Source organism: Azospirillum oryzae (genome assembly GCF_008364795.1).
Classification (GTDB): domain Bacteria; phylum Pseudomonadota; class Alphaproteobacteria; order Azospirillales; family Azospirillaceae; genus Azospirillum; species Azospirillum oryzae.
The window spans coordinates 88,056-114,368 of record NZ_VTTM01000012.1; the positions used below are offsets into that span (position 1 = coordinate 88,056).

22 protein-coding genes are annotated in these 26,313 nt (G+C 68.8%); 4 read left to right on the forward strand and 18 right to left on the reverse strand.

The features are described 5' to 3' along the window. Window positions 1-2: 2 nt before the first annotated feature. Window positions 3-2,912 (forward strand): NHLP bacteriocin export ABC transporter permease/ATPase subunit, encoded by a 2,910-nt coding sequence (locus FZ938_RS24975; RefSeq protein WP_149201120.1) that lies wholly within the window; start codon window positions 3-5, stop codon window positions 2,910-2,912. An 8-nt stretch (window positions 2,913-2,920) separates the two neighbouring features. Further along, complete coding sequence (locus FZ938_RS24980) at window positions 2,921-3,463, forward strand: cyclic nucleotide-binding domain-containing protein (RefSeq protein ID WP_149201196.1); 543 nt, start codon at window positions 2,921-2,923, stop codon at window positions 3,461-3,463. A 156-nt stretch (window positions 3,464-3,619) separates the two neighbouring features. Here the strand turns inward: FZ938_RS24980 and FZ938_RS24985 are convergent, their stop codons facing one another. The 4 genes from FZ938_RS24985 to FZ938_RS25000 are packed head-to-tail and all read right to left on the reverse strand — an operon-like array spanning window position 3,620 to window position 7,504. After that, window positions 3,620-4,636, reverse strand: coding sequence for an ABC transporter substrate-binding protein (locus FZ938_RS24985; protein ID WP_149201121.1), 1,017 nt, complete (start codon window positions 4,634-4,636; stop codon window positions 3,620-3,622). Window positions 4,637-4,687: 51 nt separating this feature from the next. Beyond that, the gene (locus FZ938_RS24990; protein WP_149201122.1) at window positions 4,688-5,803 is read right to left on the reverse strand and encodes an ABC transporter permease; all 1,116 of its coding nucleotides are present in this window, start codon (window positions 5,801-5,803) and stop codon (window positions 4,688-4,690) included. After that, window positions 5,800-6,672, reverse strand: a complete 873-nt coding sequence (locus FZ938_RS24995; protein WP_149201123.1) for an ABC transporter permease — start codon at window positions 6,670-6,672, stop codon at window positions 5,800-5,802. The genes FZ938_RS24990 and FZ938_RS24995 overlap by 4 nt, the downstream gene beginning before the upstream one ends. Continuing rightward, window positions 6,662-7,504, reverse strand: a complete 843-nt coding sequence (locus tag FZ938_RS25000; RefSeq protein WP_149201124.1) for an ABC transporter ATP-binding protein — start codon at window positions 7,502-7,504, stop codon at window positions 6,662-6,664. The genes FZ938_RS24995 and FZ938_RS25000 overlap by 11 nt, the downstream gene beginning before the upstream one ends. Before the next feature lie 443 nt (window positions 7,505-7,947). Between FZ938_RS25000 and FZ938_RS25005 the strand changes: the two genes are divergently transcribed. After that, entirely contained in the window at window positions 7,948-8,610 is a 663-nt protein-coding gene (locus FZ938_RS25005) for a MarC family protein (RefSeq protein ID WP_149201125.1), read from the forward strand. Between the two features lie 5 nt (window positions 8,611-8,615). Here the strand turns inward: FZ938_RS25005 and paaK are convergent, their stop codons facing one another. The 14 genes from paaK to aceA form a co-directional block, all read right to left on the reverse strand. After that, complete coding sequence (paaK, locus tag FZ938_RS25010; RefSeq protein WP_174757042.1) at window positions 8,616-9,941, reverse strand: phenylacetate--CoA ligase PaaK; 1,326 nt, start codon at window positions 9,939-9,941, stop codon at window positions 8,616-8,618. 74 nt (window positions 9,942-10,015) lie between these two features. Next, on the reverse strand, window positions 10,016-11,224 hold the full coding sequence (gene pcaF, locus FZ938_RS25015; RefSeq protein ID WP_149201126.1) for a 3-oxoadipyl-CoA thiolase: 1,209 nt from the start codon (window positions 11,222-11,224) through the stop codon (window positions 10,016-10,018). A 54-nt stretch (window positions 11,225-11,278) separates the two neighbouring features. Next, the gene (paaI, locus tag FZ938_RS25020; RefSeq protein WP_149201127.1) at window positions 11,279-11,722 is read right to left on the reverse strand and encodes a hydroxyphenylacetyl-CoA thioesterase PaaI; all 444 of its coding nucleotides are present in this window, start codon (window positions 11,720-11,722) and stop codon (window positions 11,279-11,281) included. Then, complete coding sequence (paaH, locus tag FZ938_RS25025) at window positions 11,715-13,232, reverse strand: 3-hydroxyacyl-CoA dehydrogenase PaaH (RefSeq protein ID WP_149201128.1); 1,518 nt, start codon at window positions 13,230-13,232, stop codon at window positions 11,715-11,717. The genes paaI and paaH overlap by 8 nt, the downstream gene beginning before the upstream one ends. Further along, window positions 13,232-14,041: a 2-(1,2-epoxy-1,2-dihydrophenyl)acetyl-CoA isomerase PaaG gene (paaG, locus tag FZ938_RS25030; protein ID WP_246457296.1), complete on the reverse strand. Its 810-nt coding sequence runs from the start codon at window positions 14,039-14,041 to the stop codon at window positions 13,232-13,234. Before paaG ends, paaH begins: the two co-directional genes overlap by 1 nt. Next, window positions 14,038-15,717: a phenylacetic acid degradation protein PaaN gene (gene paaN, locus FZ938_RS25035; protein WP_149201129.1), complete on the reverse strand. Its 1,680-nt coding sequence runs from the start codon at window positions 15,715-15,717 to the stop codon at window positions 14,038-14,040. Before paaN ends, paaG begins: the two co-directional genes overlap by 4 nt. A gap of 27 nt (window positions 15,718-15,744) precedes the next feature. Further along, complete coding sequence (paaE, locus tag FZ938_RS25040; protein ID WP_149201130.1) at window positions 15,745-16,824, reverse strand: 1,2-phenylacetyl-CoA epoxidase subunit PaaE; 1,080 nt, start codon at window positions 16,822-16,824, stop codon at window positions 15,745-15,747. Window positions 16,825-16,868: 44 nt separating this feature from the next. Then, the gene (gene paaD, locus FZ938_RS25045; RefSeq protein ID WP_149201131.1) at window positions 16,869-17,390 is read right to left on the reverse strand and encodes a 1,2-phenylacetyl-CoA epoxidase subunit PaaD; all 522 of its coding nucleotides are present in this window, start codon (window positions 17,388-17,390) and stop codon (window positions 16,869-16,871) included. Between the two features lie 7 nt (window positions 17,391-17,397). Next, a complete protein-coding gene (gene paaC, locus FZ938_RS25050; RefSeq protein WP_149201132.1) occupies window positions 17,398-18,162 on the reverse strand; it encodes a 1,2-phenylacetyl-CoA epoxidase subunit PaaC in 765 nt (254 codons plus the stop codon). Between the two features lie 15 nt (window positions 18,163-18,177). Continuing rightward, window positions 18,178-18,465 carry a 1,2-phenylacetyl-CoA epoxidase subunit PaaB gene (paaB, locus tag FZ938_RS25055; RefSeq protein WP_085092120.1) on the reverse strand — a complete coding sequence of 96 codons (288 nt, stop codon included), beginning with the start codon at window positions 18,463-18,465 and terminating at the stop codon, window positions 18,178-18,180. 26 nt (window positions 18,466-18,491) lie between these two features. Then, window positions 18,492-19,505, reverse strand: coding sequence for a 1,2-phenylacetyl-CoA epoxidase subunit PaaA (paaA, locus tag FZ938_RS25060; protein WP_149201133.1), 1,014 nt, complete (start codon window positions 19,503-19,505; stop codon window positions 18,492-18,494). Between the two features lie 450 nt (window positions 19,506-19,955). Beyond that, the gene (locus tag FZ938_RS25065) at window positions 19,956-21,653 is read right to left on the reverse strand and encodes a methyl-accepting chemotaxis protein (RefSeq protein WP_149201134.1); all 1,698 of its coding nucleotides are present in this window, start codon (window positions 21,651-21,653) and stop codon (window positions 19,956-19,958) included. Window positions 21,654-21,906: 253 nt separating this feature from the next. Then, window positions 21,907-22,470: a DJ-1/PfpI family protein gene (locus FZ938_RS25070; protein ID WP_042697580.1), complete on the reverse strand. Its 564-nt coding sequence runs from the start codon at window positions 22,468-22,470 to the stop codon at window positions 21,907-21,909. Window positions 22,471-23,041: 571 nt separating this feature from the next. Continuing rightward, window positions 23,042-24,319 (reverse strand): isocitrate lyase, encoded by a 1,278-nt coding sequence (aceA, locus tag FZ938_RS25075; protein ID WP_085092124.1) that lies wholly within the window; start codon window positions 24,317-24,319, stop codon window positions 23,042-23,044. Between the two features lie 331 nt (window positions 24,320-24,650). On the opposite strand from aceA, the gene FZ938_RS25080 reads away from it, so the two are divergent. After that, window positions 24,651-26,093 (forward strand): helix-turn-helix domain-containing protein, encoded by a 1,443-nt coding sequence (locus FZ938_RS25080; RefSeq protein WP_149201199.1) that lies wholly within the window; start codon window positions 24,651-24,653, stop codon window positions 26,091-26,093. Window positions 26,094-26,313: the final 220 nt, after the last annotated feature.

The following is a 26,313-nucleotide window of genomic DNA, read 5'->3' on the forward strand; positions in this document are numbered from 1 at the left end:
CGATGGACGTTCTGGACAGCCCCGCGACCCTGCCCGCGACACTGAATGCCCCCATTCTGGTGGAGGGCGGCAACCACCGGCCGCTGACGCTGGACGACCCGCGGCTGGGCTGGCGGGTGGAGGACGGCTATGTCGACCTGTTCCACCTCGCGGGAAACAGCGGCCGGCGCCGCCACCTGTTCCGGGCGGAAACCGGGGCGCTGCTGTTCGGGGTCGGCAAGCGGGAGGACGCCACCCTGGTGGCGGTCGGGTCCATCGGCTCGCGCCTCAGCGGGGTGGAGCGGGAGGCGCTGGCCGGGGAGGAGGATTTCCTGCCCCATGCCGAGGCCTGGATCCTGCGCCTGACCGATGCCGCGACCGGCGGCGAGGCGGTCTGGCCCGACCGGGTGGCGGAACCGGGCGAGCGCTCGCTCGGCCCCGGCGAACGGCTCCATGCCGACCCGCGCCGGCCGCTGTGGCTGATCGTGACGGAAGGGGAAGCCGCGTGGCTGGGCGGTCCGGCGACGGCGGCGGGAGAGCCGCCGCTGCCGATGGCCGACCGCGCCTGGATAGAGGGAGCTGGCGGGGCCGCCGTTTCGGTGACCGAGGCGTGGCCCGACGCCGGTACGCTGTGGCCGGCCCTCGACCGCTTCCATGCGCTGGTGCTGGACCGCATCGGCACCCGCGTCGCCGCCCAGTCAGAAGGCGAGGCGAAGCGCGCCCTGCGCAGCCGGGACTCGGCACGGGAGTCGCTGGCCCAGGCGCTGGGCGGCCTGTCCGATCTCGTCGACGGGCGGGCGAACACGGCGGCTCCGGTCCTTGGCGACCCGCTGTCGAGTGCGCTTGCCGCACTGATGGCGCATATGGGGCTGGAGGAGCCGCTTCCCCGCATCGATGCCGCCGGCAAGCCGGCCTCGGAAACGCTGGACCTGATGCTGGCCGCGGCGCGCCTGCGCGGTCGCAAGGTGATCCTGCGCGATGGCTGGTGGCGGAGCGAAGGGGCGCCGATGCTCGGCTGGCTGGAGGAGGGCAGGGTGCCGGTGGCGCTGCTGCCCACTCCCGCCGGCTTCGAGATGCTGGACCCCGGCGGCCGGCACCGCGTGACGCAGGATCTCGCCGACGGCATGGCGGCGGAGGCGCTGCATCTCTACCGCCCGTTGCCGGCCCGCGCGCTGGGGGCGGCGGAGGCGATCCGCTTTCCCCTGCGCGGTCTTGGCGGCGACGGGATGCGGTTGGGGCTGAGCGGGCTGGCGGCGGCGGTGCTGGGGCTGCTGATGCCGGTCGCCACCGGATTCCTGTTCGACAGCGCCATCCCGCGCGCCGATACCGGGCAGCTGTTCTTCATCATCGCCGGGCTGGTCGCCGCCGCCATCGGTGGTGCTGCGTTCGACATCGTCAAGGTGATGGCGGTGCTGCGGCTGGAAAGCCGGATCGACGGGGTGATGCAGGCGGCCTTCATCGACCGGCTGTTCGCCCTGCCGGTGGGCTTTTTCCGCCGCTTCACCGCTGGCGATCTCGCCGACCGGGCGCTGGGGTTGCAGACTGTGCGCGAGATCCTGGCCGCCAGCACGGTGACCGGCCTGCTGGGCGGGCTGTTCGGATCGGTCAGCCTGGGGCTGTTGGCGGTCTATGACTGGCGCCTCGCCCTGATCGCCACCGGGCTGGCGCTGCTGTCGGCGCTGGTGACCGGGGCGCTGTCCTATGGCCAGCTGCGGCACGAGCGGGAGCATATCCGCCGTCAGGGCCGCTTGGACGGGCTGGTGCTGCAGCTGATCGTCGGCATCGGCAAGCTGCGCGTCGCCGGGGCGGAGCCGCGGGCGATGGCGGAATGGGCACGCGGATTCTCGGCGCAGAAGTCCCGCGCGGTGGCCGCCCAGCGCTACGGCAACGCGCTGGAGACCTTCCACGCCGCCTTTCCGACGCTGGCGACCATCGCGGTGTTCCTGGCGGTGGCGCTGCTGATGGAATCGGACGCCAAGCAGCAGGCGCTCCAGGCGCTCGCCGCCACGCCGGGGCAGGAGGCGCCGGCCGCCTTCTCCACCGGCAGTTTCCTGGCCTTCATCACCGCCTTCGGCCAGCTGCTGGCGGCGCTGACCGAGATGGCGCATGCCCTGACCAAGAGCCTGACCGTCCTGCCGCTGCTGGAGCGCGCCCGCCCGATCCTGGACACCGCGCCCGAAGTTCAGGCCGGCCGCGACGCGCCGGGCGAATTGCAGGGCGGCATCACCTTGAGCCGCGTCGGCTTCCGCTATGCCCCCGATGCGCCGCCGGTGCTGCACGACCTCAGCCTGTCGATCGGGCCGGGGGAGTTCGTCGCCATCGTCGGCGCGTCGGGCAGCGGCAAATCCACGGTGATGCGCCTGCTGCTGGGCTTCGAGCGGCCGGACCAGGGGGAGGTGTTCTTCGACGGACGCGCCGCCGAACGGCTCGACCTCGCCGCCGTGCGCCGGCAGATCGGCGTGGTTCTGCAGAACGGGCGGATCACGTCGGGCAGCCTGTTCCAGAACATCGTCGGCACCGCGCCGCTCGGGCTGGACGATGCGTGGCACGCGGCGCGGCTGGTCGGGCTGGACCGCGACATCGAACAGATGCCGATGGGCATGCACACGGTGCTGATGGACGGCGGCGGCACCCTGTCGGGCGGCCAGCGCCAGCGGCTGATGATCGCCCGCGCCCTGGTGCATCGCCCGCGTGTGCTGCTGCTGGACGAGGCGACCAGCGCGCTCGACAACCGCACCCAGGCGGTGGTGACGGCGTCGCTCGCCAAGCTCAGCGTCACCCGCGTGGTGATCGCCCACCGGCTCAGCACCATCCGCGACGTCGACCGCATCCTTGTGCTGGAGGGCGGCCGGCTGGTGCAGTCCGGGCGATACGAGGATCTGATGGCAGTGGACGGGCCGTTCCGGACGCTGGCCAGCCGGCAGCTGCTTTAGGGGGGATGATGCGTAAGGTCCTGTATATTCTGGGAAATCTCAGCGATGAGGACATCGAGTGGATGGCCCGCGCCGGCCGTCGGCTCGATCTGGCCGGCGGGCAGGTGCTGGTGCGCCAGGGGGAGGCATCGGACTCGCTCTACATCGTGCTGGAGGGCCATGCGACCGTCGATGTCGCCGGGGTCGGGACGGTGGCGCGGCTGGGCAGCGGCGAGGTGGTCGGCGAGGTGTCCTTCGTCGATTCGGCGCCGCCCTCGGCCACCGTGTCGGCGGACGGGCGCTGCATCGTGCTGGCGCTGGCGAAGCGGGAGATCGAGGCGCGGCTGCGCAGCGACGGCGGCTTCGCCGGGCGCTTCTACAAGGCCCTGGCGATCTTCCTGGCCGACCGCCTGCGCGGCACCGTCGACCGGCTGAAATACGGCAAGGGCCAGACGATGGATGCTGGCCGGATCATGGAGGACGAGCTGGACGAGGGGCTGCTCGATCAGGTCTCGCTCGCCGGCGCGCGGTTCGAGCGGATGCTGCGCACGCTGATGGCGGCGCGGGGGTAGGGGGAGAGCGGTAACCGCGGCCCCCTCCCTAACCCTCCCCCGCTCACGCGGGAGAGGGAACTGCCGCCGCTTCGCATAAGGCACCCTCTCCCGCTTTAGCGGGGGAGGGTCGGGGAGGGGGCACGCGAGGCACCCGCTCCCCAACGGGCAACCGCCTTACAGCTTGGCCGCGGCGTCGAACACCGCGTGGCTGTAGGCGCCTTCCGGCTTCTTCGAGATGACCGGGGTCGAGGCGCCCGACATCAGGATGTCGACCGTGCGGTTGAAGTCGGCCGGGTCGAGATAGCCGGTGCCCTTGGCGCCGCCGTCGATCAGCTTGGCGACCTCCTGCATCATGGTGGTCTGGTGTTCCTCGGTCTGGGCGCCGGTGGTGTCGTTCTCCAGCACGACCTTCACCGCCTCCGCCTGGTTCTTGGCGGCGTATTCCCAGCCCTTGGCCGAGGCCTTGACGAACTTCGCCAGCTTCTCCACCACCTTCGGATCGGCCAGCGCCTTTTCGGTGGCGTAGAGGCCGTCCTCCAGCGTCGCGACGCCCTGGTCCTGATACTTGAAGACGGTCAGCTCGTCGGCCTTCATGCCGGCTTCGATCAGCTGCCAATATTCGTTGTAGGTCATGGTGGAGATGCAGCTGGCCTGCTTCTGCAGCAGCGGATCGACGTTGAAGCCCTGCTTCAGAACCTTGACGTCCGGGCTGGAGCCGGAGGTGGAGTAGCCCAGCTTGCTCATCCAGGACAGGAAGGGATATTCGTTGCCGGAGAACCAGACGCCCAGCGTGTGACCCTTGAAGTCCTTCGGATCCTTGATGTTGGCGTCCTTGCGGCAGGTCAGCATCATGCCCGACTTCTGGAACATCTGGGCGATGTTGACCAGCGGCACGCCCTTCTCGCGGCTGGCGAGCGCCGAGGGCATCCAGTCGACGATCACGTCGGCGCCGCCGGCGGCGATGACCTGGGTCGGGTTGATGTCGGGGCCGCCGGCCTTGATCGTGACGTCCAGCCCGGCGTCCTTGTAGAAGCCCTTGGCCGCGGCGACGTAATAGCCGGCGAACTGGGCCTGGGTGACCCATTTCAGCTGGAGCGTCAGCGGATCGGCGGCGGCGGCCGGCGCGCCCCAGCCGGCGAGGCCGGTGAGCGCGGTGGCGGCGAGCAGGACGGCGGAGGCAAGGGTCTTCATCGCGTTCGATCCTCTTCTGGCTGGAGTTTGTTTTGGCTTGAAGAAAGGCGGTCAGCGTTTGCGCAAAGACGGGTGCCAGGCGGTGACATGCCGCTCCGCCAGTGCAAGCGCACCGTAGAGCAGCGATCCGGTCAGGGCGGCGACGGCGATGGTCGCCCAGACGATGTCCAGATTCATCCGGGCGACCTGGGTGGAGATGCGGAAGCCCATCCCCACCACCGGCGTCCCGAAGAACTCGGCGACGATGGCCCCGATCAGGGCCAAGGTCGAGTTGATCTTCAGTCCGTTGAACAAAAAGGGCAAGGCGCAGGGAAGCCGCAGCATCGCCAGCGTGCGCCAGTAGCCGGCACCGTAGGAGCGCATCAGGTCGAGCTGGATGCGCTCGGCGCTCTGCAGACCGGCCAGCGTGTTGATCAGCATGGGGAAGAAGGTCATCACGACGATGACCGCGGCCTTCGATTGCCAGTCGAAGCCGAACCACATCACCATGATCGGCGCGATGCCCACCACCGGCACGGCGCTGGCGAGGTTGCCGAGTGGCAGCAGCCCGCGCGCCAGGAAGGGCACCCGGTCGGCCAGGATCGCCACGAGGAAGCCGGCGCCGCAGCCGATCAGATAGCCGCGCAGGACCGAGATCAGCACCGTCTGGCGGAAATCGTCCCACAAATCGGCGGCATTGGCGGCGAAGGCGGTTGCCACGAGGCTGGGCGGCGGCAGCAGGATGGTCGGCACCTGGAAGCCGCGGGTCAGGATTTCCCACAGCAGCACCAGCGCCATCCCGAACAGGGCGGGACCGGCCAGCCGCGCCGGGCCGGTGACGCCCGCCAGCAGGGCCAGAACCCGCCACAGCAGCAGCGTGGCGCCGGCCAGGTAGAGCCACAGCCCACCGGCCTGGGCGAGGGCGTGGCCCTGGTTCAGCAGCACCAGCGGCGCGGCATAGGCTGCGGCGACTCCCACCAGCAGAAGAACGGCCTCGCCAAGGGCGGAAGCGGGCAGGCGGCGGGCCAGAATCGTGGCGACGCTCAGGGCGAAGAGGGCCAGCGCCACCGGTATCTGCGGCAGATAGAGGGCGGCGCCGTCAAGCATGGCGAAGGGCAGCAGCGGGGCAGCGAGCATAACCAGCGGCCAAGGCGCCATGGCGGGGCGGGCCATGTTGGAACGGCTCATCGCGCACCTCCCCGTCCGCCCGGCACCAGCACCCGTTCGGCGAGGCCGACGGCAGCCACCAGCGTGACGCTCAGCAATGCTGCCATCACCAGCGCGCTCCAGATCTGGACGGTCTGGCCATAGTAGGAGCCGGACAGCAGGCGTGCGCCCAATCCTGCCTGTCCGCCGGTCGGCAGTTCCGCCACGATGGCGCCGACGACGCTGGCGGCGACCGCGATCTTCAGGCTGGTGAACAGGTAGGGCAGGGAGGCCGGCAGGCGCAGCAGCCGGAAGGTCTGGGCGGTGCCGGCGCTGTAGGTGCGCATCAGGTCCAGCGTCAGCGGATCGGCGGAGCGCAGCCCCTTCACCATGCCGATGGTGATCGGGAAGAAGCACAGATAGGCGGCGATGATCGCCTTGGGCAGCAGGCCGGTGAAGCCCATGTTGCCGAGGATCACCACGATCATCGGCGCGATCGCCAGGATCGGCACGGTCTGGGAGGCGATGACCCAGGGCAGCAGGCTTGATTCCAGCGTGCGCGCCTGGACGATCCCCGCCGCCAGCGCCACGCCCAGCACCACCCCCATGCCGAAGCCGGCCATCGCCGCCCCGGCGGTGACGCCGGTGTGGTAGAGCAGGTTGCGGATACTGGTCACCGGATAGCCGGTCAGGGAGGTGTAGAGGTCCCGCGCCACCTGATCCGGTGTCGGCAGGATCGGGCGCTTCATCGCCAGCGTGGCGCGGATCAGGTCGGCGGTCGTCCAGTCGTGGCCGGCGCGGTTCAGCGCGTCCGTCGCCGTCGGCGCGTTCAGCCAGACCGCGCCCGCGTACCACAGCACCAGCACCGCCAGCGCCATCACGGCGACGGGGAGCATGTTCTTAGTCGTCATAGCTGTGGCCCTCCATCAGCCCTTCGCGGACGCGGTGGGCGATGCGCTGGAACTCCGGGCTTTCGCGGATGTCGAGCGTGCGCTCGCGCGGCAGGTCGCGGTCGCAGTCGATGACGTCGAGGATGCGGCCGGGGCGCGGGCTCATCACCACGATCCGGGTGGAGAGGAATACCGCCTCGGCGATGGAATGGGTGACGAAGATGCAGGTCTTGCGCGTGCTCAGCCACAGGCGGGTGAGCTGCAAATTCAGGTGGTCGCGGGTGATCTCGTCGAGCGCGCCGAACGGCTCGTCCATCAGCAGCAGGTCGGGGTCGAAGGCCAGCGCGCGGGCGATGGACACCCGCTGCTGCATGCCGCCCGACAACTGCCAGGGGAATTTGCGCTCGAAGCCGGACAGGCCGACGAGGTCCAGCTGCTCGCGGGCGCGCTGCTGCCGGTCGGCCTTGGGCATCCCCATGATCTCCAGCGGCAGCATGACGTTGCGCTCCACCGTCCGCCACGGGTAGAGCGCCGGGGCCTGGAAGACGTAGCCATACGCACGCTTCAGCCGTGCCTGTTCCGGCGTCATGCCGTTGACCGTCACCTCGCCGGAGGTCGGCTGTTCGAGGTCGGCGACCACCCGCATCAGGGTGGTCTTGCCGCAGCCGCTGGGGCCGATCAGCGAGATGAAATCACCCTTGGCGATCGACAGGCTGACGTCGCTCAGCGCGTAGACCGGATGGTCGGCCGCCTGATAGGTCAGGGTCAGGTTGCGGATGTCGACGATGGTGCGCGGTGCCGTGTCTGCGGCCGGCGGAACCAGAGTGAGCGGTGCGGGCTGGGCGGCTGGCACGGCGGTCGTCCCTTCGCGTTGTCGTCTGTCGAGGAGGACGGGAGCAAGAAGCGAGCCAGATGGCGCGGGGGCGGGGAGGTTGTCGAGTAGGGCATTGTTATTACGAAGGGAAAACTTGTCCGTCGGGACAGGAACTGACGGGGTGGACAGTGTTCGGGTTGGTGTGCTTTTCGGAAGATGCGCAATTTTCGGGCGGAGGCTGATTGGGTGATGAATTTTCGGGCAGGGGTGGGGAAATCTCCCTCTCCCCCGGGGAGAGGGTCGGGGTGAGGGGGATGCATTGTGTGCCTTCCCGAGAATCCTCGCCACGCGTCCCCCTCACCCTAACCCTCTCCCCGGGGGGGAGAGGGGACTAAGGAGGGGCAGAGGGAAACAACGCCGCCCTTGCCAGTCCTGCCCAGTCCCCGCTAACTGTTCGGACGGCCGACAAACCTGTGGATCCCATGTTCGACAGTTTCCTGCTCGCCTTCACAGCCTTGTTCTCCATCGTCAATCCGCTGGCGATGGCGCTGATCTTCAGTCAGGTGACGGCGGACAGCAGTCCGCGCGACCGGGCGCGGCTGGCCGGGCTGGTCAGCGTCTATTCGGCCATCGTCATGCTGACCGCGCTGTGGGCCGGTGCCTATGTGCTGAACTTCTTCGGCGTGTCGATGGCGGCCCTGCGGATCGCCGGCGGTTTCGTGGTGGCTGAGCGAGCCTGGGCGCTGCTGTCGGCGCCGGAACGGCACGAAGCGCGCAAGCAGGAACAGGCCGCCCCGACCGGCGACAACGACCGGCTTGCCGAATCGGCCTTCTTCCCGATGACGATCCCCTTCACCACCGGGCCGGGCACCATTTCGGTCGCCATCGCGCTGGGATCCACCCGTCCGACGCGCGGGGCCGGCGGGCTGATGGAGTTCTTCATCGGCATGTCGGGGGCGGCCCTGGCAATCGCCGCCCTGGTCTGGTTGTCATACCGCTCCGCCGACCGCATCGTCGCCTTCCTGGGTCCGACGCGGGTGCGGGTGCTGACGCGGCTGTTCGCCTTCCTGCTGTTCTGCGTCGGCGTCCAGATCCTGCTGACCGGTGTTCTGGACGCCTTCCCGCTGCTGTCGCAGAAGGGCTGAGGGGGTCAAGCTTTCGGACGCAAGTCCTGCACGCGCTTGGCCTTGCCGATGGACCGGGCGATGCCGCCGGGCTCCACCACTTCGACGCGGGTGCTGATGCCGATCAGCGACTTGATCGAGTGCTGTAGGTGCTTGGCATGGCCGTCCCATTCCGACGGGTGGATGTCTTCGTGCATCTCCACCCGGACGGCGAGGTTGTCCATGTGGCCGTCGCGGCTCACCACCAGTTCATAATGCGGGGCGAGAGCCGGGATCTTGCAGATCAGTTCCTCGACCTGGGTCGGGAAGACATTCACGCCGCGGATGATGAGCATGTCGTCCGACCGGCCGGTGATCTTGTCCATCCGCCGCATGCCGCGCGCCGTCGGCGGCAGCAGCCGGGTCAGGTCGCGGGTGCGGTAGCGGATGACCGGCATGCCCTGCTTGGTGAGCGTGGTGAAGACCAGCTCGCCGTATGAGCCGTCGGGCAGCACCTCGCCAGTCTCGGGGTCGATGATCTCGGGATAGAAATGGTCCTCCCAGATCACCGGGCCGTCCTTGGTCTCCACGCATTCGGATGCCACGCCCGGCCCCATCACCTCCGACAGGCCGTAGATGTCGACGGCGTGGATGTTGAAGGTGCGCTCGATCTCCTCGCGCAATGCGCCGGTCCAGGGCTCCGCGCCGAAGATGCCGACGCGCAGGCTGGTGCTGCGCGGGTCGATGCCCTGGCGGCGCATCTCGTCGGCGATGTTCAGCATGTAGGACGGCGTGACCATGATGATGGTCGGCTTGAAGTCCTGGATCAGCTGGACCTGCTTCTCGGTCTGGCCGCCCGACATCGGGATGACGGTGCAGCCCAGCCGCTCCGCCCCGTAATGGGCGCCGAGGCCGCCGGTGAACAGGCCGTAGCCATAGGCGATGTGCACCCGGTCGCCGCGCGTGCCGCCGGCCGCCCGGATGGAGCGGGCGACGACCTCCGCCCAGACGTCGATGTCGCCCTTGGTGTAGCCGACCACCGTCGGCCGCCCGGTGGTGCCGCTGGAGGCATGGACGCGGACGATGTCCTCCATCGGCACGGCGAACATGCCGAAGGGATAGGCCTGGCGCAGATCGTCCTTCACGGTGAAGGGGAACAGCGCCAGATCCCTCAGTTCCTTGAAGTCGTCGGGATGGACGCCCTTCGCCTCGCACTTGGCGCGGAAGGAGGGGACGTTGGCGTAGGAATGGCGGAGCGACCATGCCAGCCGCTCCGTCTGCATCGCCACGATTTCGTCGCGGCTGGCGAACTCATAGCGGTCCATGCCGGCTTTCGCGCCCTGGTTAACGCCGGTATCGGTCATGATGGACATGGTGCGCTTCTCCCTTCGTACTGATGCCCGGCGCTTGGCGGCCAGTGTTGCCTTTGTTCGTTGCCGATTTTCGTTCAGACCCGCTCCACCATCATGGCGATGCCCTGGCCGACGCCGATGCACATGGTGCAGAGCGCGCGGGTCGCCTTGCGGTCCTCCAACTCCATGACGGCAGTGGCGACCAGACGGGTGCCGCTGGCGCCCAGCGGGTGGCCGAGCGCGATGGCGCCGCCGTTGGGGTTCACATGCTCGGCGTCGTCGGGCAGGCCCAGCATGCGCAGCACGGCAAGGCCCTGGGCCGCGAAAGCCTCGTTCAGCTCGATCACGTCGACGTCGCCGATGGAGAGGCCGAGGCGGGCCAGCAGCTTCTGCGTCGCCGGGGCCGGTCCGATGCCCATGACGCGCGGGGGCACGCCGGCCACCGCGGTGCCGACGACGCGGGCGCGCGGGGTCAGGCCATAGCGCTTGACGGCTTCGGCCGAGGCGACGATCACCGCGGCGGCGCCGTCATTGACGCCGGACGCGTTGCCGGCGGTGACGCTGCCGCCCTCCTTGCGGAAGGGGGTGGAGAGCTTGGCCAGCGCCTCCAGCGTCGTGTCGGGGCGCAGATGCTCGTCGGCGGCGACCACCGTCGGCTCGCCCTTGCGGCGGGGGATGCTGACCGGGACGATCTCGCGGGCCAGACGGCCCGATTCCTGGGCGCGGCCGGCGCGCTGCTGGCTGCGGACGGCGAAGGCGTCCTGGTCGGCGCGGGAGATGTTGTGGTCGGCGGCGACGTTCTCCGCCGTCTCCGGCATGCTGTCGATGCCGAACTTCGCCTTCATCAGCGGATTGACGAAGCGCCAGCCGATGGTGGTGTCGAAGATCTCGGCCTGCCGGGAGAAGGCGCTGTCCGACTTGCCCATGACGAAGGGGGCGCGGGTCATGCTTTCCACGCCGCCGGCGACGATCAGCTCGGCCTCGCCCGCCTTGATGGCGCGGGCGGCCATGCCGATGCTGTCCATGCCGGAGCCGCAGAGGCGGTTGACCGTGGTGCCGGGCACCGTGTCGGGCAATCCTGCCAGCAGCGCCGCCATGCGGGCGACGTTGCGGTTGTCCTCGCCGGCCTGGTTGGCGCAGCCGAGGATCACATCGTCGACGGCGGACCACTCGACGCCGGGGTTGCGCTCCATCAGCGCCTTCAGCGGCACCGCGGCGAGGTCGTCCGGGCGCACCGGGGCCAGCCCGCCGCCGTAGCGGCCGAAGGGGGTGCGGACGGCATCGCAGATGTAGGCTTCACGCATGGTTCGCTCCAGAAACTATCAGATGGGGATCGTGACCGTGGCCGCCAGGGGCGTTTAGTCCACGGGAATCACGGTCCCCGCGATGCGCGCCGACTGGCCGCGGAACAGGCCGACCACCGTGCCGTCCTGGTTGGTGACGGTGACGTCGTAGACGCCGGAGCGGCCGCGCTTGTGCACCTCGCGGCATTCGGCGGTCAGCACGTCGCCCAGCCTGGCCGGAGCCGGGAAGGTGATGGAGCAGCCTGCCGCCACCGTCACTTCGTTCGCGGCGTTGCAGGCATAGGCGAAGGCGGTGTCGGCCAACGTGAAGGTCATGCCGCCATGGCCGATGTCATGGCCGTTCACCATGTCCTTGCGCACGGTCATCGCCATGCGGGCATAGCCGGGGGCGATCTCCAGCAGCTCGATGCCGTGGGCCTGGGCGCAATGGTCGCGCTCGTACATGCCGCGGCCGACCGCTTCGGCGAGGCTTTGGGGATCGGTGTGGGTCTCAGCCATGGAAGCGGTTTCCTCCGGAAATCTTGCGGCGCAGGAGGGCGGAGGCGCGGTAGCGATCCTCGCCATAGGTGCGGGCCAGCGCGTCGAGCACGGCCAACACATGGGGCAGGCCGATGCGGTCGGCCCAGGCCAGCGGACCCAGCGGGTAGTTCACGCCCTTGGTCATCGCGGTGTCGATGTCGGCAGCGCTGGCGACGCCCTGCATCGCCGCGTCCGCCGCCTCGTTGGCGAGCATGGCGACGGTGCGCATCACCACCAGACCGGGAGCGTCGTCGACCACCGATACCGCCTTGCCCAGCGCCTGGAACAGCCCGGCGGCGACGGCGACCGCGTCCGTCGGCGTGCCGTCGGCGGGGGCCAGCGCCACGCGGGTCGCCTTGGCGTAGTCCAGCGCGAGGTCGAACAGCACCAGGGGAGCGATGCCGTCGCCGCCCGCGCGGGCGGTGGCGGTGCGGCCATCGGTCAGGGCCAGGGTGACGCCGTCCACCAGCAGGATGCCGGGACCGGCGGTCTCCTCGACGGCGACACCGGCCTCGCGCAGCAGCCCGGCCAGAGCCGCGGCGGGGCCGAGGTCGCCCTGCACGGTCACCCGCTGCGGCTTGGGCGCCGGTTCGGCGTTGCGCGGCACCGGTTTTGCGGCGCCGGGGCTGTGGTCGTAGAAGCCGCGGCCGGTCTTGCGGCCGAGACGGCCGGCCTCGACCAGCTCCTGCTGGATCAGCGAGGGCTGGAAGCGCGGGTCGCCGAAATAGGCGGCGTGGACCGAGCGGGTGACGGCGAAATTCACGTCATGGCCGATCAGGTCCATCAGCTCGAACGGCCCCATGCGGAAGCCGCCGGCCTCGCGCATCACGGCGTCGATGGTGGCGGGATCGGCCGCCTGTTCCTGCACCAGCCGCAGCCCTTCGGCGTAGAAGGGGCGGGCGACGCGGTTGACGATGAAGCCAGGGGTGGAGCGGCAGCGCACCGGGCTTTTGCCCCAGGCCTTTGCGGTGTCGAACAGCGTGTCGAGCACCGCCGCATCGGTGGCGAGACCGCTGACGATTTCCACCAGCGCCATCAGCGGCGCCGGGTTGAAGAAATGCAGGCCGGCCAGCCGTTCCGGTCGTTGCACCCCGGCGCCGATGGCGGTGACCGACAGCGACGAGGTGTTGGTGGCGAGGATGGCGTCCGCGCCGACGATGCTCTCAAGCTCCGCGAACAGGCGGCGTTTGACGTCGAGATCCTCGACGATGGCCTCCACCACCAGGCCGGCGGAGGCGAGGTCGGACAGGCCGTTCACGGCACGAAGACGGTCGACGGTGGCGTCGCGCTCCGCCGCCGTGCGCTTGCCCTTTTCGACCAGCGCGGTCAACGCCTTGGCGATGGACTCGACGGCGGCCTGCGCGGCGCCGGGGCGGGTGTCGACCAGCAGGACCGGGTGGCCGGCCTGCGCCGCGACCTGGGCGATGCCCTGGCCCATGGCGCCGGCCCCGACCACCGCGACGGTGATGGAGGGATCGAGCGCCGCCATCACCGCCCCTCGAACTTCGGCGCGCGCTTCTCGACGAAGGCGGCGACGCCCTCGCGATAATCGTGCGTGCGTCCGGCCTCGCGCTGGAGATCGCGCTCCAGGTCGAGCTGGGTGTCGAGGTCATTGGCCGACGAGGCGTTGAGCGCCTGCTTGATGAGAGCCAGACCGCGCGTCGGCTGAGTGGCGAGCTGGCGGGCGAGCGCGCCGGCCTCCGCCATCAGCCTGTCGTCGTCCACCGCCTTCCAGATCATGCCCCAGGCTTCCGCCTGCTCGGCCGACACCTTGTCGCCCAGCATGGCGAGGCCCATGGCGCGGGCATGGCCGACCAGACGCGGCAGGGTCCAGGTGCCGCCGCTGTCGGGGATCAGCCCGATCTTGCAGAAGGCCTGGATGAAGCTGGCCGACCGCGCCGCCAGCACGATGTCGCAAGCGAGAGCGATGTTGGCGCCCGCCCCGGCGGCGACGCCGTTGACGGCGCAGACCACCGGCATCGGCAGGGCGCGCAAGGACCGGACCAGCGGGTTGTAGTTGGTCTCGATCGACACGCCGAGGTCGGGGCCCTGGGCGCCCGGCGCGACGGCGCGGTCGGACAGATCCTGCCCGGCGCAGAAGCCGCGCCCGGCGCCGGTCAGCAGCAGGCAGCGCACGGCCTTGTCGTCGCGCACCTCGCCGACGGCCTCGCGCAGCTCCTCATGCATCGCCGCGGTGAAGCTGTTCAGCCGGTCCGGCCGGTTCAGCGTGATGGTGGCGACGCCGTCGGCGATGTCGAGAAGGATGGTCTTGTCGGTGCTCCCCATAGTCTCGCTCATTGCGCGGCCTCCAGAACCGGAACGCGGCTCTGCACCACGCGGAAGCGGTTGGCGACGAAGGCGAGGTCGCACAACGCCGCATTGGCCGCCGGGTTGGCGCCGGTGCCGTGGAAGTCGCTGAAGGCCGCCGACTGGTTGACGAAGACGCCGCCGGTCAGGTTGACCGACAGGGCGACGCCGGCCTCGACGAACAGGTCGGTCGCCTGCTCGATCAGCTGCGGGTCGGTGCTGTAGAGCCCGGTGGTCAGGGCGCCCTTGGTGCGGGTCAGGCGGGCGGCGCGCTCCAGGCTGTCGGCGGTGCTGTCGGTCTTCACGATGATGGAGATGGGGCCGAACAGCTCATGGCCGTACTTGTCCTCGTCCGCCGCGTCCATGGTCAGGATCAGGGGCGTGCGGATGCGGGCGTCCGGGAACTTCGGATGGGTGATGGCGCGCGACGGCAGCACGACGGTGCCGAGCTTGGCGGCTTCGTCGATGCGGGCCAGCGTGGCGTCGGACTGGATGGCGCCCAGCACCTCCACGGCGCGTTCCGGGTCGGACAGGAACTTGTCGACGCCGCCGGCCAGTGCCGAGACGACCTGATCGAAGCTCATGCGGTCAGGGCCGGCCTGGATGCCGTCCTTGGGCACGAAGATGACCTGGGTCGTCGTGCACATCTGGCCGGAATAGAGGCTGAGCGTGAAGGCGAGGTTGCGCACCATGCCTTTGGGGTCGTCGGTGCCGTCGATCACCACCGTGTTGACGCCGGCCTTCTCGGTGTAGACCTGGGCCTGACGGGCGTTCTGCTCCAGCCAGTCGCCGAAGCCGGTGGAGCCGGTGTAGTCGATCACCGCCACTTCCGGACGCAGCGCCAGATCCTTGGCGACGGTGTCGCCGATGGCCAGCGTGACGAGGTTGGGGTCGAGCCCGCACTCCGCCAGCACCTCGCGCGCGATCTTCACGGTGATGGCGAGCGGCAGGATGGCGGTCGGGCCGGGCTTCACGATCACCGCGTTGCCGGTGACGAGGCTGGCGAACAGGCCGGGATAGCCGTTCCAGGTCGGGAAGGTGGCACAGCCGATGACCAGCCCGACGCCGCGGCCGACCACCTCGAAGCGCTTGTCCATCACCAGCGGCGGGTTCTTGCCCTGCGGCTTCTCCCAGCGCGCCGCCGGGGTCTGGTCGGTCATCGCCTTCCAGCCATAGGCGACGGCCTCCAGCCCGCGGTCCTGGGCGTGGGGGGCGCCGGCCTGGAAGGCCATCATGAAGGCCTGGCCGGTGGTGTGCATCACCGCGTTGGCGATCTCGAAGGACCGCGCGTTCAGCCGCTTGAGGATTTCCAGGCAGACGCCGGCCCGGCCGTTCGGCCCGGCCTTGCGCCAGCCCGGCATCGCCGCCTTGGCCGCCGTCACCAGCGCATCGACGTCCGACACCGGATAGGTGATGCCGAGGTCGAAGCCGAAGGGCGAGCGCTCGCCACCCGCCGTGCCGGTGACGCCCGGCTGGTCCAGTTCGAAGGGCTTGTCGCGGTAGGCAGCGAAGGCCGCATCGCCATCCGCCGCCGCCGTCTCGCCATAAGCGCGCGGGCTCGGCATTTCGGGGAAGGCCGACCAATAGGCGCGGCTACGGCAGGCCTCGACGGCCTTCTGCAGCGTCGCCTCGTGCGTCTCGAACAGGCTCTGCGGGGTGGTGGTCATGGCGGGGCGTTTCCTTTTTCTCGTTGATTAGGCGGCGTCGAAGTCGATGACGACCCGTTCGGTCAGCGGGCGGGACTGGCAGGTCAGGACATAGCCGGCCTCGACCTCCCACGGCTCCAAGGAGTAGTTCTCGGCCATCTCCACCTTGCCCTCGCGGACCTTGGCGCGGCAGGTGCAGCAGACGCCGGACTTGCAGGAATAGGGCAGGTCGGCGCCATGCCGGTGAGCGGCGTCGAGGATGCTCTCGCCGTCATAGGGCAGCGTGAATTCCTTGCGCTTGCCGTCCTGCAGGATGGCGATGGTGGCGGCGTCGGTGGGGGTGTCGGACGCCACCTTTCTGACCGTTGGGCGCGCCGGGGTCGTGGTGCCGAACAGCTCGACATGGATGTTGGCGGGCGGCGTGCCGCAGGCGGCCAGCGCGTCGCGCACCTCCTCCACCATCGGCTGGGGGCCGCAGAGGAAGGCGGCGTCGATGTCCTCGGCCTTGAGCGGCCCGGCGCACAGCTCGCGCACCAGACCGGCGCCGATACGGCCGCCCAGCAGCCCGGCCTCTTCCGGTTCGCGGCTCAGCACATGGTGGATCACCAGCCGGCCCATATAGCGGTTCTTCAGATCCTCCAACTCCTCGCGGAAGATGATGGAGGAGACGGAGCGGTTGCCGTAGACCAGCACGAAGCGGCTCTTCGGCTCCTGCGCCAGCACGGTCTTCAGGATCGACATCACCGGGGTGATGCCGCTGCCGGCGGCGAAGGCGACGTAGGTGCGGGCGGCGTTCGGGTCGATGGGGGTGTGGAAACGCCCCATCGGCGTCATCACCTCCAGCACCGCGCCCGGCGCCAGCGACTGGTTGGCGTGGGTGGAGAACAGGCCGCCATCGACCTTCTTCACCGCCACGCGCAACTCGCCCTCGCCCACGCCGGAGCAGATGGAGTAGGAGCGCCGCACCTCCTCGTCCCCGATGTGGGTCTTGAGGGTGAGGTATTGGCCTTGGACGAAGCGGAAGCGGTCGGCGAGATCGGCCGGCACGTCGAAGGCGATCGACACGGTGTCCGCCGTCTCCCGGCGGCACTCGCGGATGGTCAGCGGGTGGAAGCTGGGGCTGGTCATGGGGTCCGTCCTTGCGGCGCGGAGGGGGCCTCCGCCGAAGCCGCTCAATGGCATTTGAACACGTCGAACGGTTCGAGGCAGGCGTTGCAGGCGTGCAGCGCCTTGCAGGCGGTGGAGCCGAAGCGGCTGATCTGGCGGGTGTCCTGCGACCCGCAGCGCGGGCAGGCGATCACCTCGTCCGGTGCTGTCAGGGCGCGCTTGCCCGATGCCGGCGGCGGGACGATGCCGACCTCGGCCAGCTTTGCGCGGCCGGTGTCACTGATCCAGTCGGTCGTCCAGGGCGGGGCGATCACCACCGAGACGCGGGCGTCGAGGCGCGCGCGGGCCAGCGCGGTTTCCGCCTCCAGCACGATGACGTTGGTGGCGGGGCAGCCGGAATATGTGGGCGTCAGGGCCACCGACAGCCGGCCGTCGGCGTCCGCCGACACCGCGCGGACGATGCCGAGATCGACGATGCTCAGCACCGGGATCTCCGGATCCATCACCCCGGCCAGCGCGTCCCAGGCGGCCTTCACGACCGCATCGGCGCCCGGCTCCGGTCCCCAGCAGCCTGCTGCATCCGGCATCTCGGCCTCACCAATTCGCGTCGGGATAGGCGCGCGGCAGGAACTGCATCTCGGCCAGCAGATAGCCCAGATGCTCGCTGTGCTCGCCGCGGCGGCCGCCCTTCTGCATCCAGCCGTCGGCCGGGCGGTCGAGGGTGGCGTCATTCAGCACCGCTTCGACGCGGGCGGTCCAGGCGGCCTTCATCTCGGCCGGGTCGGGGACGATGCCGGCGGCGACCAGCGCCTGTTCGGCCTCGTCGCGCTCGAACATCTCGCCGGTGTAGGGCCAGAGGCGGCCGAGCGCGTCGGCGACCTTGGCATGGCTGACGTCGGTGCCGTCGCCCAGCCGCACCAGCCAGTCGCCGCTGTGGCGGACATGGTAGCGCACCTCCTTCACCGCCTTGGCGGCGATGCCGGCCAGCGTCTCGTCCTTGGAGGCGCAGAGCCGCTCATACAGCTCCACCGACCAGGCATCGTGCAGGAACTGGCGGACGATGGTGTGGCCGAAGTCGCGGTTCGGCTGTTCGACCAGCAGGTGGTTGCGGTAGTCGAAGACGTCGCGGCGGTAGGCCAGACGGTCCTCGTCGCGGCCCTTGCCTTCAAGCTCGCCGGCATAGGTCAGCAGCATGCGGGCATGGCCGACGAGGTCGAGCGCGACGTTGGTCAGCGCGATGTCCTCTTCCAGCTCCGGCGCATGGCCGCACCATTCCGACAGCCGGTGCCCCAGCACCAGCGAGGTATCGCCCAACCGCAGCGCGTAGCCGAACAGGGCATCCTTGAGATCCGTGCTCATCAGATGGTCTTCCAGCTAGATATTTTTGACGTCGGCGGGGATGTCGTAGAAGGTCGGGTGGCGGTAGACCTTGTCGTCGGCCGGATCGAACAGGCTGGCCTTCTCCGACGGGTCGGACGCCGCGATGCTGGATGCTGGGACCGCCCAGATGCTGACGCCCTCGCCGCGGCGGGTGTAGACGTCGCGGGCGTTGTCCAGCGCCATGCGGGCGTCGGCGGCGTGCAGGCTGCCGACATGCTTGTGCGACAACCCGTTCTTCGGCCGGATGAAGATCTCGAACAGCGGCCAGTCTTTACGGTCCATGGTCTCGTTCCCTCGGATTTCTTGGCTCAGCCGGCCTTCTTCATGGCGCGCTGCTTGCGTTTCGCGGCATGGGCGACGGCGGCTTCCCGCACCCAGGCGCCGTCGTCCCACGCCTTGCGGCGGGCCTCGATGCGCTCGCGGTTGCAGGGGCCGTTGCCCTTCAGGATCTCGTTGAACTCGGTCCAGTCGATGGCGCCGAATTCATAATGGCCGGTCTCGGCGTTGAAGCGCAGCTCCGGATCCGGGATGGTCAGGCCAAGGAACTCCGCCTGCGGCACCGTGGCGTCGACGAAGCGCTGGCGCAGCTCGTCGTTGGAGAAGCGCTTGATCTTCCAGGCCATGTTCTGGGCGGAGTGGGCGGACTGGTCGTCCGACGGGCCGAACATCATCAGCGACGGCCACCACCAGCGGTTCAGCGCGTCCTGCGCCATCCGCTTCTGCTCCGCCGTGCCCTGGGCCAGCGCCAGCATCAGCTCGTAGCCTTGGCGCTGGTGGAAGCTCTCCTCCCGGCAGATGCGGACCATGGCGCGGGCATAGGGGCCGTAGGAGCAGCGGCAGAGCGGCACCTGGTTCATGATCGCCGCGCCGTCGACCAGCCAGCCGATGGCGCCGATGTCGGCCCAGGTCGGGGTCGGATAGTTGAAGATGCTGGAATATTTGGCCTTGCCCGACAGCAGCTGGCCGACCAGCTCGTCGCGCGACACGCCCAGCGTCTCGGCGGCGCTGTAGAGGTAGAGGCCGTGCCCGCCTTCGTCCTGCACCTTGGCCAGCAGGGCCACCTTGCGGCGCAAAGTCGGCGCGCGGGTGATCCAGTTGCCTTCCGGCAGCATGCCGACGATTTCGGAATGAGCGTGCTGCGAGATCTGGCGGACCAGCGTGCGGCGGTAGCCCTCCGGCATCCAGTCGCGCGGCTCGATCTTTTCCTCGGCGTCGACGCGCTCCTGGAAGCGGCCCTGGAGAGCGGCTTCCTGTTCCGTCACCAGGCGGGGAGACGGTTGAGCGCTCTGCTCGGTCTTGGCATCCAAACCTTGCGTGTACATCGGCATCCCCGAGATGGATTGCGCGTCCAGCGAACATTTTCTGAAAGCAAAATATGATACAGATCAAAGACTGTAAAGCGGAAATGTGTGTCGCTTTCGGGGTGGGTGGGTTGACCTTGAAAAATCTTTTGAAAAACAGAAACTTGCTTTGAAAGTTCAGGGCATGGCTTGGGCCGCGCTCCGCCGGATACGGGCACGTATGGGCATGCCCCGATACACAGTCGGCGCAGTTTTTCCGATTTTGTGCGATGCAGAAGAAGCAAGGCGAAGGGGGAGGGGCGCCGCCGGGCATATAACCGACTGCGGCGCTCTGGATTGGGCGGGCGAGGTGGCATGATTCCGCCACGCCCGCCCGCCGGACCCATGTATGTCCGAGGGGTATCCGGCCTGTTCTACGGTAGTCGCGACGGCCCTCGGACGCGTCGTCGGCAGAGGAGGATCGACGGGGGGTTACGACGCCCGCAGAGCCCCCAGGAACCCATCCACCTCCTGCCGCATCCGTCCTGCGTCGCCGGTGACGGTCTCGACCGACCGCACCATGACGCTGCTCGCCTGCTCGGCGGACGCGGCGGCGGCAGTGACGGCGGCGATGTTGTCGGAGACGCTGCGGGTGCCGTCGGCCGCGTCCTGGATGTTGGCGGCGATCTCGCCCACCGCGGCGGACTGCTGCTCGACCGCGGCGGCGACCTCGCCGGCGATTTCGTTCAGGCGGGCGATGGTACGGGTGACGGCGCCGATGGTGTCGACCGCGGTGCCCGACGCGCTCTGGATTTCGGCGATGCGCGCCTGGATCTCGGCGGTCGCCTTGGCGGTCTGGCCGGCGAGCTGCTTCACCTCGCTCGCCACCACGGCGAAGCCCTTGCCGGCCTCTCCAGCGCGGGCGGCCTCGATGGTGGCGTTCAGCGCCAGCAGGTTGGTCTGGCCGGCGATGCCGGAAATCATGTCTACCACCTTGCCGATCTCTTCCGCGGCTTCGGCGAGGCTGCCCATCACGGCGGTGCTGCGTTCGGCGTCGCGGGTGGCGTCGGCGGCGATGCCGGCTGAATCGGCGACCAGCTGCGAGATGCCGGCGAAGCTGGCCGACAGTTCGGCGGTGGCGGCGGCGACGCTGTCGACATTGGCCGAGGCGCGGCCGGCCGCCGACGACACCGCGTCGGAATGGCGCGCCGTCTCGGCGGCACCATCGGCCATCGCCGCGGCGGCGGCGGTCATCTCGGCGGTGGAGGCCGACAGCGCCTCGACGAGGCGCTTCACCGTCGCCTCGAAGCCGTCGGCAAGCGTGCGCAGCTCGCGGCGGCGTTCCTCGGCGGCGGCGGTCTTCAGCCGCTCTTGCTCCTGCTGCAGGCGTTCGGTGTCGAGCATGGTGTCGCGGAAGACACGGGCGGCGGTGGCCATGCGGCCGATCTCGTCGCGGCGGCCCTCCTCGAAACTGGCGGTGAAGTCGCGGGCGGCCAGCCGTTCCAGCGAACTGGCCACATCGAGGATCGGGCGGGAGATGCCACGCACCAGCACGGCGCCGAAGCCGAGCGCCAGCAGCGTGCAGAGCGTCACCCCGCCCAGCACCATGCCGTGGGCGCTGTTGTAGACCGCCGCCCCCTGGTCGGCGACCGCGCCGGCATCGGCCATCGTGCCGTCGACCAGTGCGTCCAGAGCCTCCTGCACGCGGGTGAACGCGACGGCGCTTGGACGTTTGAAGACGCTGACGGCGGACTGGGCGTTGCCGTCGCGGGCTTGCGCGCGCACCCGCTCGGCGTTGGAGGCGTAGGCGGTCCAGGCTTCGTCGAACGCCGCCAGCCGCGCCGCGCCCTCGCCGCTGGTGAAGCGGGATCCTGCGGCCTGACGGCGGGCTTTCACCTCGGCCTCCGCGTCGGTCCAGCCCTTTTCGGCCTGGTTCACCTGCATCTCGTTGGTGGCGAGCGCATAGGCGGCCTCGGCGATGCGATGGCCCTGCGCGGCGGAGGTCAGTTGACCGGCCAACTGGGTCGCCGGAAGCGAGCGGCTGCGCATCGTTTCGGCGGCGTTGTTTAGGATTTCCAGCCGGCTGAGCGTGAACAGTCCGAAGGCGGCGGCCATCACCACGGTGCCAAGCACGGCGATGATGATCTTGGCGCGGATGGTGAGACGTCCGAATGCACGAATTTTAGCCAATTTGCCCACACCCCCGCCAAGCTTCCGGCAAGACGTCATCCCGCCCGAAGGAATTGTTCGACCCTCAATCTTACTAATCCGAATGTTTAAAATTATCAACGCGGAAGGTGAGTGAAATGGTCGGAGATCACAGGGGGGCCGGGCAATGGTCACAGTCGGGGAAGACGGCGGGTCTGAAAAAGGACCCCAAAACGAAACGGCCGCCGCACCCGGTTGGTGCGGCGGCCGTTTCGGGACCGGCTGAGGATGGAGATCAGGCGGCCTTGCGAACGGAACCCAGCTCGGTGAACAGCTTCACCACGGCTTCGACGAACTCGTTCAGCTGATCCTGGCCCAGGGCCGAGACCGTGATGTCGTCGACGACCAGAGCCTCGTCGCTGATCCGGCCGCCGGCGGCGGTCAGGTCGGCGCGGTAGGCTTCCGGGGCGGCCAGCAGGCGGCCGCGCAGCTTGCCGGGGATCGCCAGCAGCTGGATGCCCTGGTCGATGGCGGCGATCGGCTTGCCGGCATCCAGGAAATGGCCGACGATGCGGCGGGTGTGGGCCGACTGCTGCAGCTTCGCCACGCTGCGCTCACCGCCCGGCAGCAGCAGCATGTCGAAGTCGGCGCCCAGCGCCTCGCTCAGATGCTTGTCCACCGGGAAGTAATGGCCCCAGGACTTACCGTGCCAGCCGTTGACCAGACCCGTCTCGGTGGAGATGGTACGCAGCGTGGCGCCGGTCTTGATGAGGGCGCGTTGCGGCTCGGTCATCTCCGCTTCTTCGAAGCCGTTGGAGACGAGGATGGCGATGGACTTTCCTGCGAGCGATTGATCCATACTGTCTTGTCCTTTCATCGTTTCACCAAAGAACGCCGGAACATCTCCGATGGCATGTCGGCCAGGGGAGAACCCGCCGGGGCAAGAGGCGGTCGGGAAACGGTCATCGCCGCGCACGGGGATGCGCGGCGGCCAGTTCCGCCCGCCGGGACCCCTAGGTCAGGTGCCGGCGTGTGGGACCTTTACGTCCCGGATCGGTTTGTTTTCAGCATGCGGACTTAATTGGTCCCGATGCCGTTCCAAGTCAACAAGGGATTCCGCGGCGCACCCAAGGCCGCCGCCGCCCTGAAACCGGCCCCGACAGTGGATTTGCCGGTATTTTCCAGCCCAGTTCAAGACTTTCGGGCCAGCCGGGCCGTACCACCGGTTGATGCGGCGCAGAGCTGCCATACCATAGGGGCGTGGCTTCGCCGGGGAATTATCCCCGATGACCCTTGCTGGATCCGTTTGGGCACAAAAAAGCGGCCGGGGGGAAGGCCCCCGGCCGTCGGCAAGTCAAAGCATCAGCCGTTCGAAAAGATCCAGCTCGCACACTGGATCACGGACCAATCCCGATGATCGGAACCTGCGATCAATGGAACTGGTCAGCCTCGGTGGAGTCCTTGTACGCGGTGGTCGAGGAGGTGCCGCCGGAGATCGCCGTGGCGACCGCGTCGAAGTAGCCGGTGCCGACTTCGCGCTGGTGCTTGGTGGCGGTGTAACCGTCCTTCTCGGCCGCGAACTCGGCCTGCTGCAGTTCGGAGTAGGCGGCCATGCCGCGCTCGGCGTAACCCTTGGCGAGGGTGAAGGCCGAGTAGTTCAGGCTGTGGAAGCCGGCCAGCGTGACGAACTGGAACTTGTAGCCCATCGCGCCCAGCTCGCGCTGGTACTTGGCGATGGTGGCGTCGTCCAGGTTGGCCTTCCAGTTGAAGGACGGCGAGCAGTTGTAGGCCAGCATCTTGCCCGGGAACTGCTTGTGCACGGCCTCGGCGAAGCGGCGCGCCTCGTCCAGGTTCGGCTTGGAGGTCTCCCACCACATCAGGTCCGAATACGGCGCGTAGGACAGGCCGCGGGCGATGCAGTGATCGACGCCCATGCCCTTCTTCAGGCGGAAGAAGCCCTCGGTGGTGCGGCCGGCGTCGAAGTCGATGAAGGGATGGTCACGCTCGTCGATGTCCGAGGTGATGAGCTGCGCCGACTCCGCGTCGGTGCGGGCGATCACCAGGGTCGAGGTGCCGCAGACGTCGGCGGCCAGACGGGCGGCGTTCAGCGTGCGGATGTGCTGCTGCGTCGGGATCAGAACCTTGCCGCCGAGATGGCCGCACTTCTTTTCCGAAGCCAGCTGGTCTTCCCAGTGCACGCCGGCGGCGCCGGCCTTGATCATCGACTTCATCAGCTCGAAGGCGTTCAGCGGGCCGCCGAAACCGGCCTCGGCATCCGCGATGATCGGCGCGAACCAGTAGGTGTCGCCCTTGCCCTCGGAGGTCTGGATCTCGTCGGCGCGCTTGAAGGTGTTGTTGATGCGCTCGACGACCGCCGGGACCGAGTTCACCGGATACAGGCTCTGGTCCGGGTACATCTGGCCGGCCGTGTTGGCGTCGCCGGCGACCTGCCAGCCCGACAGGTAGATGGCCTTCAGGCCGGCCTTGACCGCCTGCATCGCCTGGTTGCCGGTCAGCGCGCCCAGCGTGTTGATGTAGGGCTCGGTGTTCAGCAGCTCCCACAGGCGGCGCGCACCCAGCTCGGCCAGCGTGTACTCGATCTTGACCGAGCCGCTCAGACGCTTGACGTCGTCCATGGTGTAGTCGCGGCGGATGCCCTCGTAACGGGCGGCGTGGATGGCGGCCTTGGTCTTTTCATCGAGCGACATGGGTCAGGTTCCTTGTTGTCCGGTGCGCCCGGTTGATCGGGGCGGAACTGGGGTCTCGGGGCGGGCCTTTTGTCGGTCCCTGCGGCTGTTGTGCAGCGGCGTTTCCTCCCGCCGGTTGCGTCTGCACTCTTCCGTCTTCGGGGCCGCTTGCGCTTTACAGCGCGGCCGTGAACCAAGACTTAAACCTGCCCCGAGTGCGTTGCAATAAGCCCTTGTTTGTAAAAAGGTCCGTTTGTAAACTGCCGTCTTCACAATCCTGTAAATCCGTAAATCTTGTAAAGCCAGAGAACTGAATTCCAGAGAACTGGTTGGGGGACTGATCGTGGCGACCATGGAAAAGAAGGCGATGCTGGGTCCGAAGGTCCGCCGCCTGCGTCGCGACCACGCCCTGACCCAGGCGCAGATGGCCGAACAGCTTGGCATCTCCCCCAGCTATCTGAACCTGATCGAACACAACCAGCGCCCCGTCACGGTGCCGCTGCTGCTGAAGCTTGGCCAGCAGTTCGGGGTCGATCTCCAGGCCTTCGCCGAGGATGAGGAGAGCCGGCTGGTGGCGGGCCTGCGCGAGGTGTTCTCCGACCCGCTGTTCGACGGTTCCGACATCAAGAACCAGGATTTCCGCGAACTGGCGGCGGTGGCGCCGACGCTGGGGCAGGCGGTGGTGGCGCTCTATCGCGGGTTCCGCGGGGCGCGCGACGACCTGCAGGCGCTGGCGGAGCGGGTGGCCGACCGCGAGAAGCTGCATCTGGTGCAGGCCACCGGCTTCCCGCAGGACGAGGTGCGCGACCTGTTCCAGACCCACTCCAACCATTTCCCGGAGCTGGAGGCGGCGGCGGAAAGCCTGTGGCAGGACGGCAAGCTGGAGCGCGGCGACCTCTATCGCGGGCTGGTCGACTGGCTGAACACCCAGCACAGCGTGCGCGTCCGCCTGCTGCCGTCTGAGGTGATGGGCTATGCCGTGCGCCGCTTCGACCGCCACAGCCGGCGCATCCTGCTGTCGGAGATGCTGGCGCCGTCGGGCCGCACCTTCCAGCTGGCCTGCCAGATCGCGCTGCTGCGCCACCGCGACCTGCTGAACGGCATCGTCGATGCCGCCAACCTGTCCGACGACGAGGCGCGGAGGCTGACGCGGATCGGGCTGGCCAACTACTTCGCGGCGGCGGTGCTGATGCCCTACGACCGCTTTCACGAGGCGGCGACCCAGCTGCGCTACGACATCGAGATCCTGCGGCGGCGCTTCGACGCGTCGTTCGAGCAGGTCTGCCACCGGCTGACCACGCTGCACCGGTCGGGGGCCAAGGGCGTGCCCTTCTTCTTCATGCGGGTGGACAGCGCCGGCAACGTGTCGAAGCGCTTTTCCGGCGCCGGCTTCCACTTCGCCCGTTTCGGCGGCGGCTGTCCGCGCTGGATCGTCTATGAGGCCTTCCGCACGCCGGGCAAGATCCACAGCCAGATGGCGGAGATGCCGGACGGCACCGCCTATTTCTCCATCGCCCGCACGGTGGTGAAGGCCGGCGGCGGCCACCGCAGCCCGCCGCAGCAATTCGCCGTCGCGCTGGGGTGCGATGTCCAGCATGCGGCTCAGGTCACCTATGCGGATGGGTTCGACCTGTCCAACACCGATGCGGCGACGCCGATCGGGGTGAATTGCCGGCTCTGCCCGCGGCTGGACTGCTCGCAGCGGGCGTTTCCGCCGCTGAATCATCGGCTTATCGTCGACGAGAACCTGCGCGGCCTCTCTCCCTACCTGTTCGCGCCGCCCAGTGCCGAATAGGACCGAGAATTGACCGGGATCAATGTTGTACGGCGCCGTTTGTGTTGTTTGCCGGAAAGCCCGTCATTCGACTGGTAGAAATCCGTGGCCTTCGACCGGGTTTGTTGATAGGTTTCGGCCGTTGCGTCGCGGCAGCTCCGCTCGCGTCCTCGCGCCGGCCACCTGAACGCAGCGTCCCGGACTTTGGTATTGAACATTGCCAACCGAGCTTGGCCTCGAC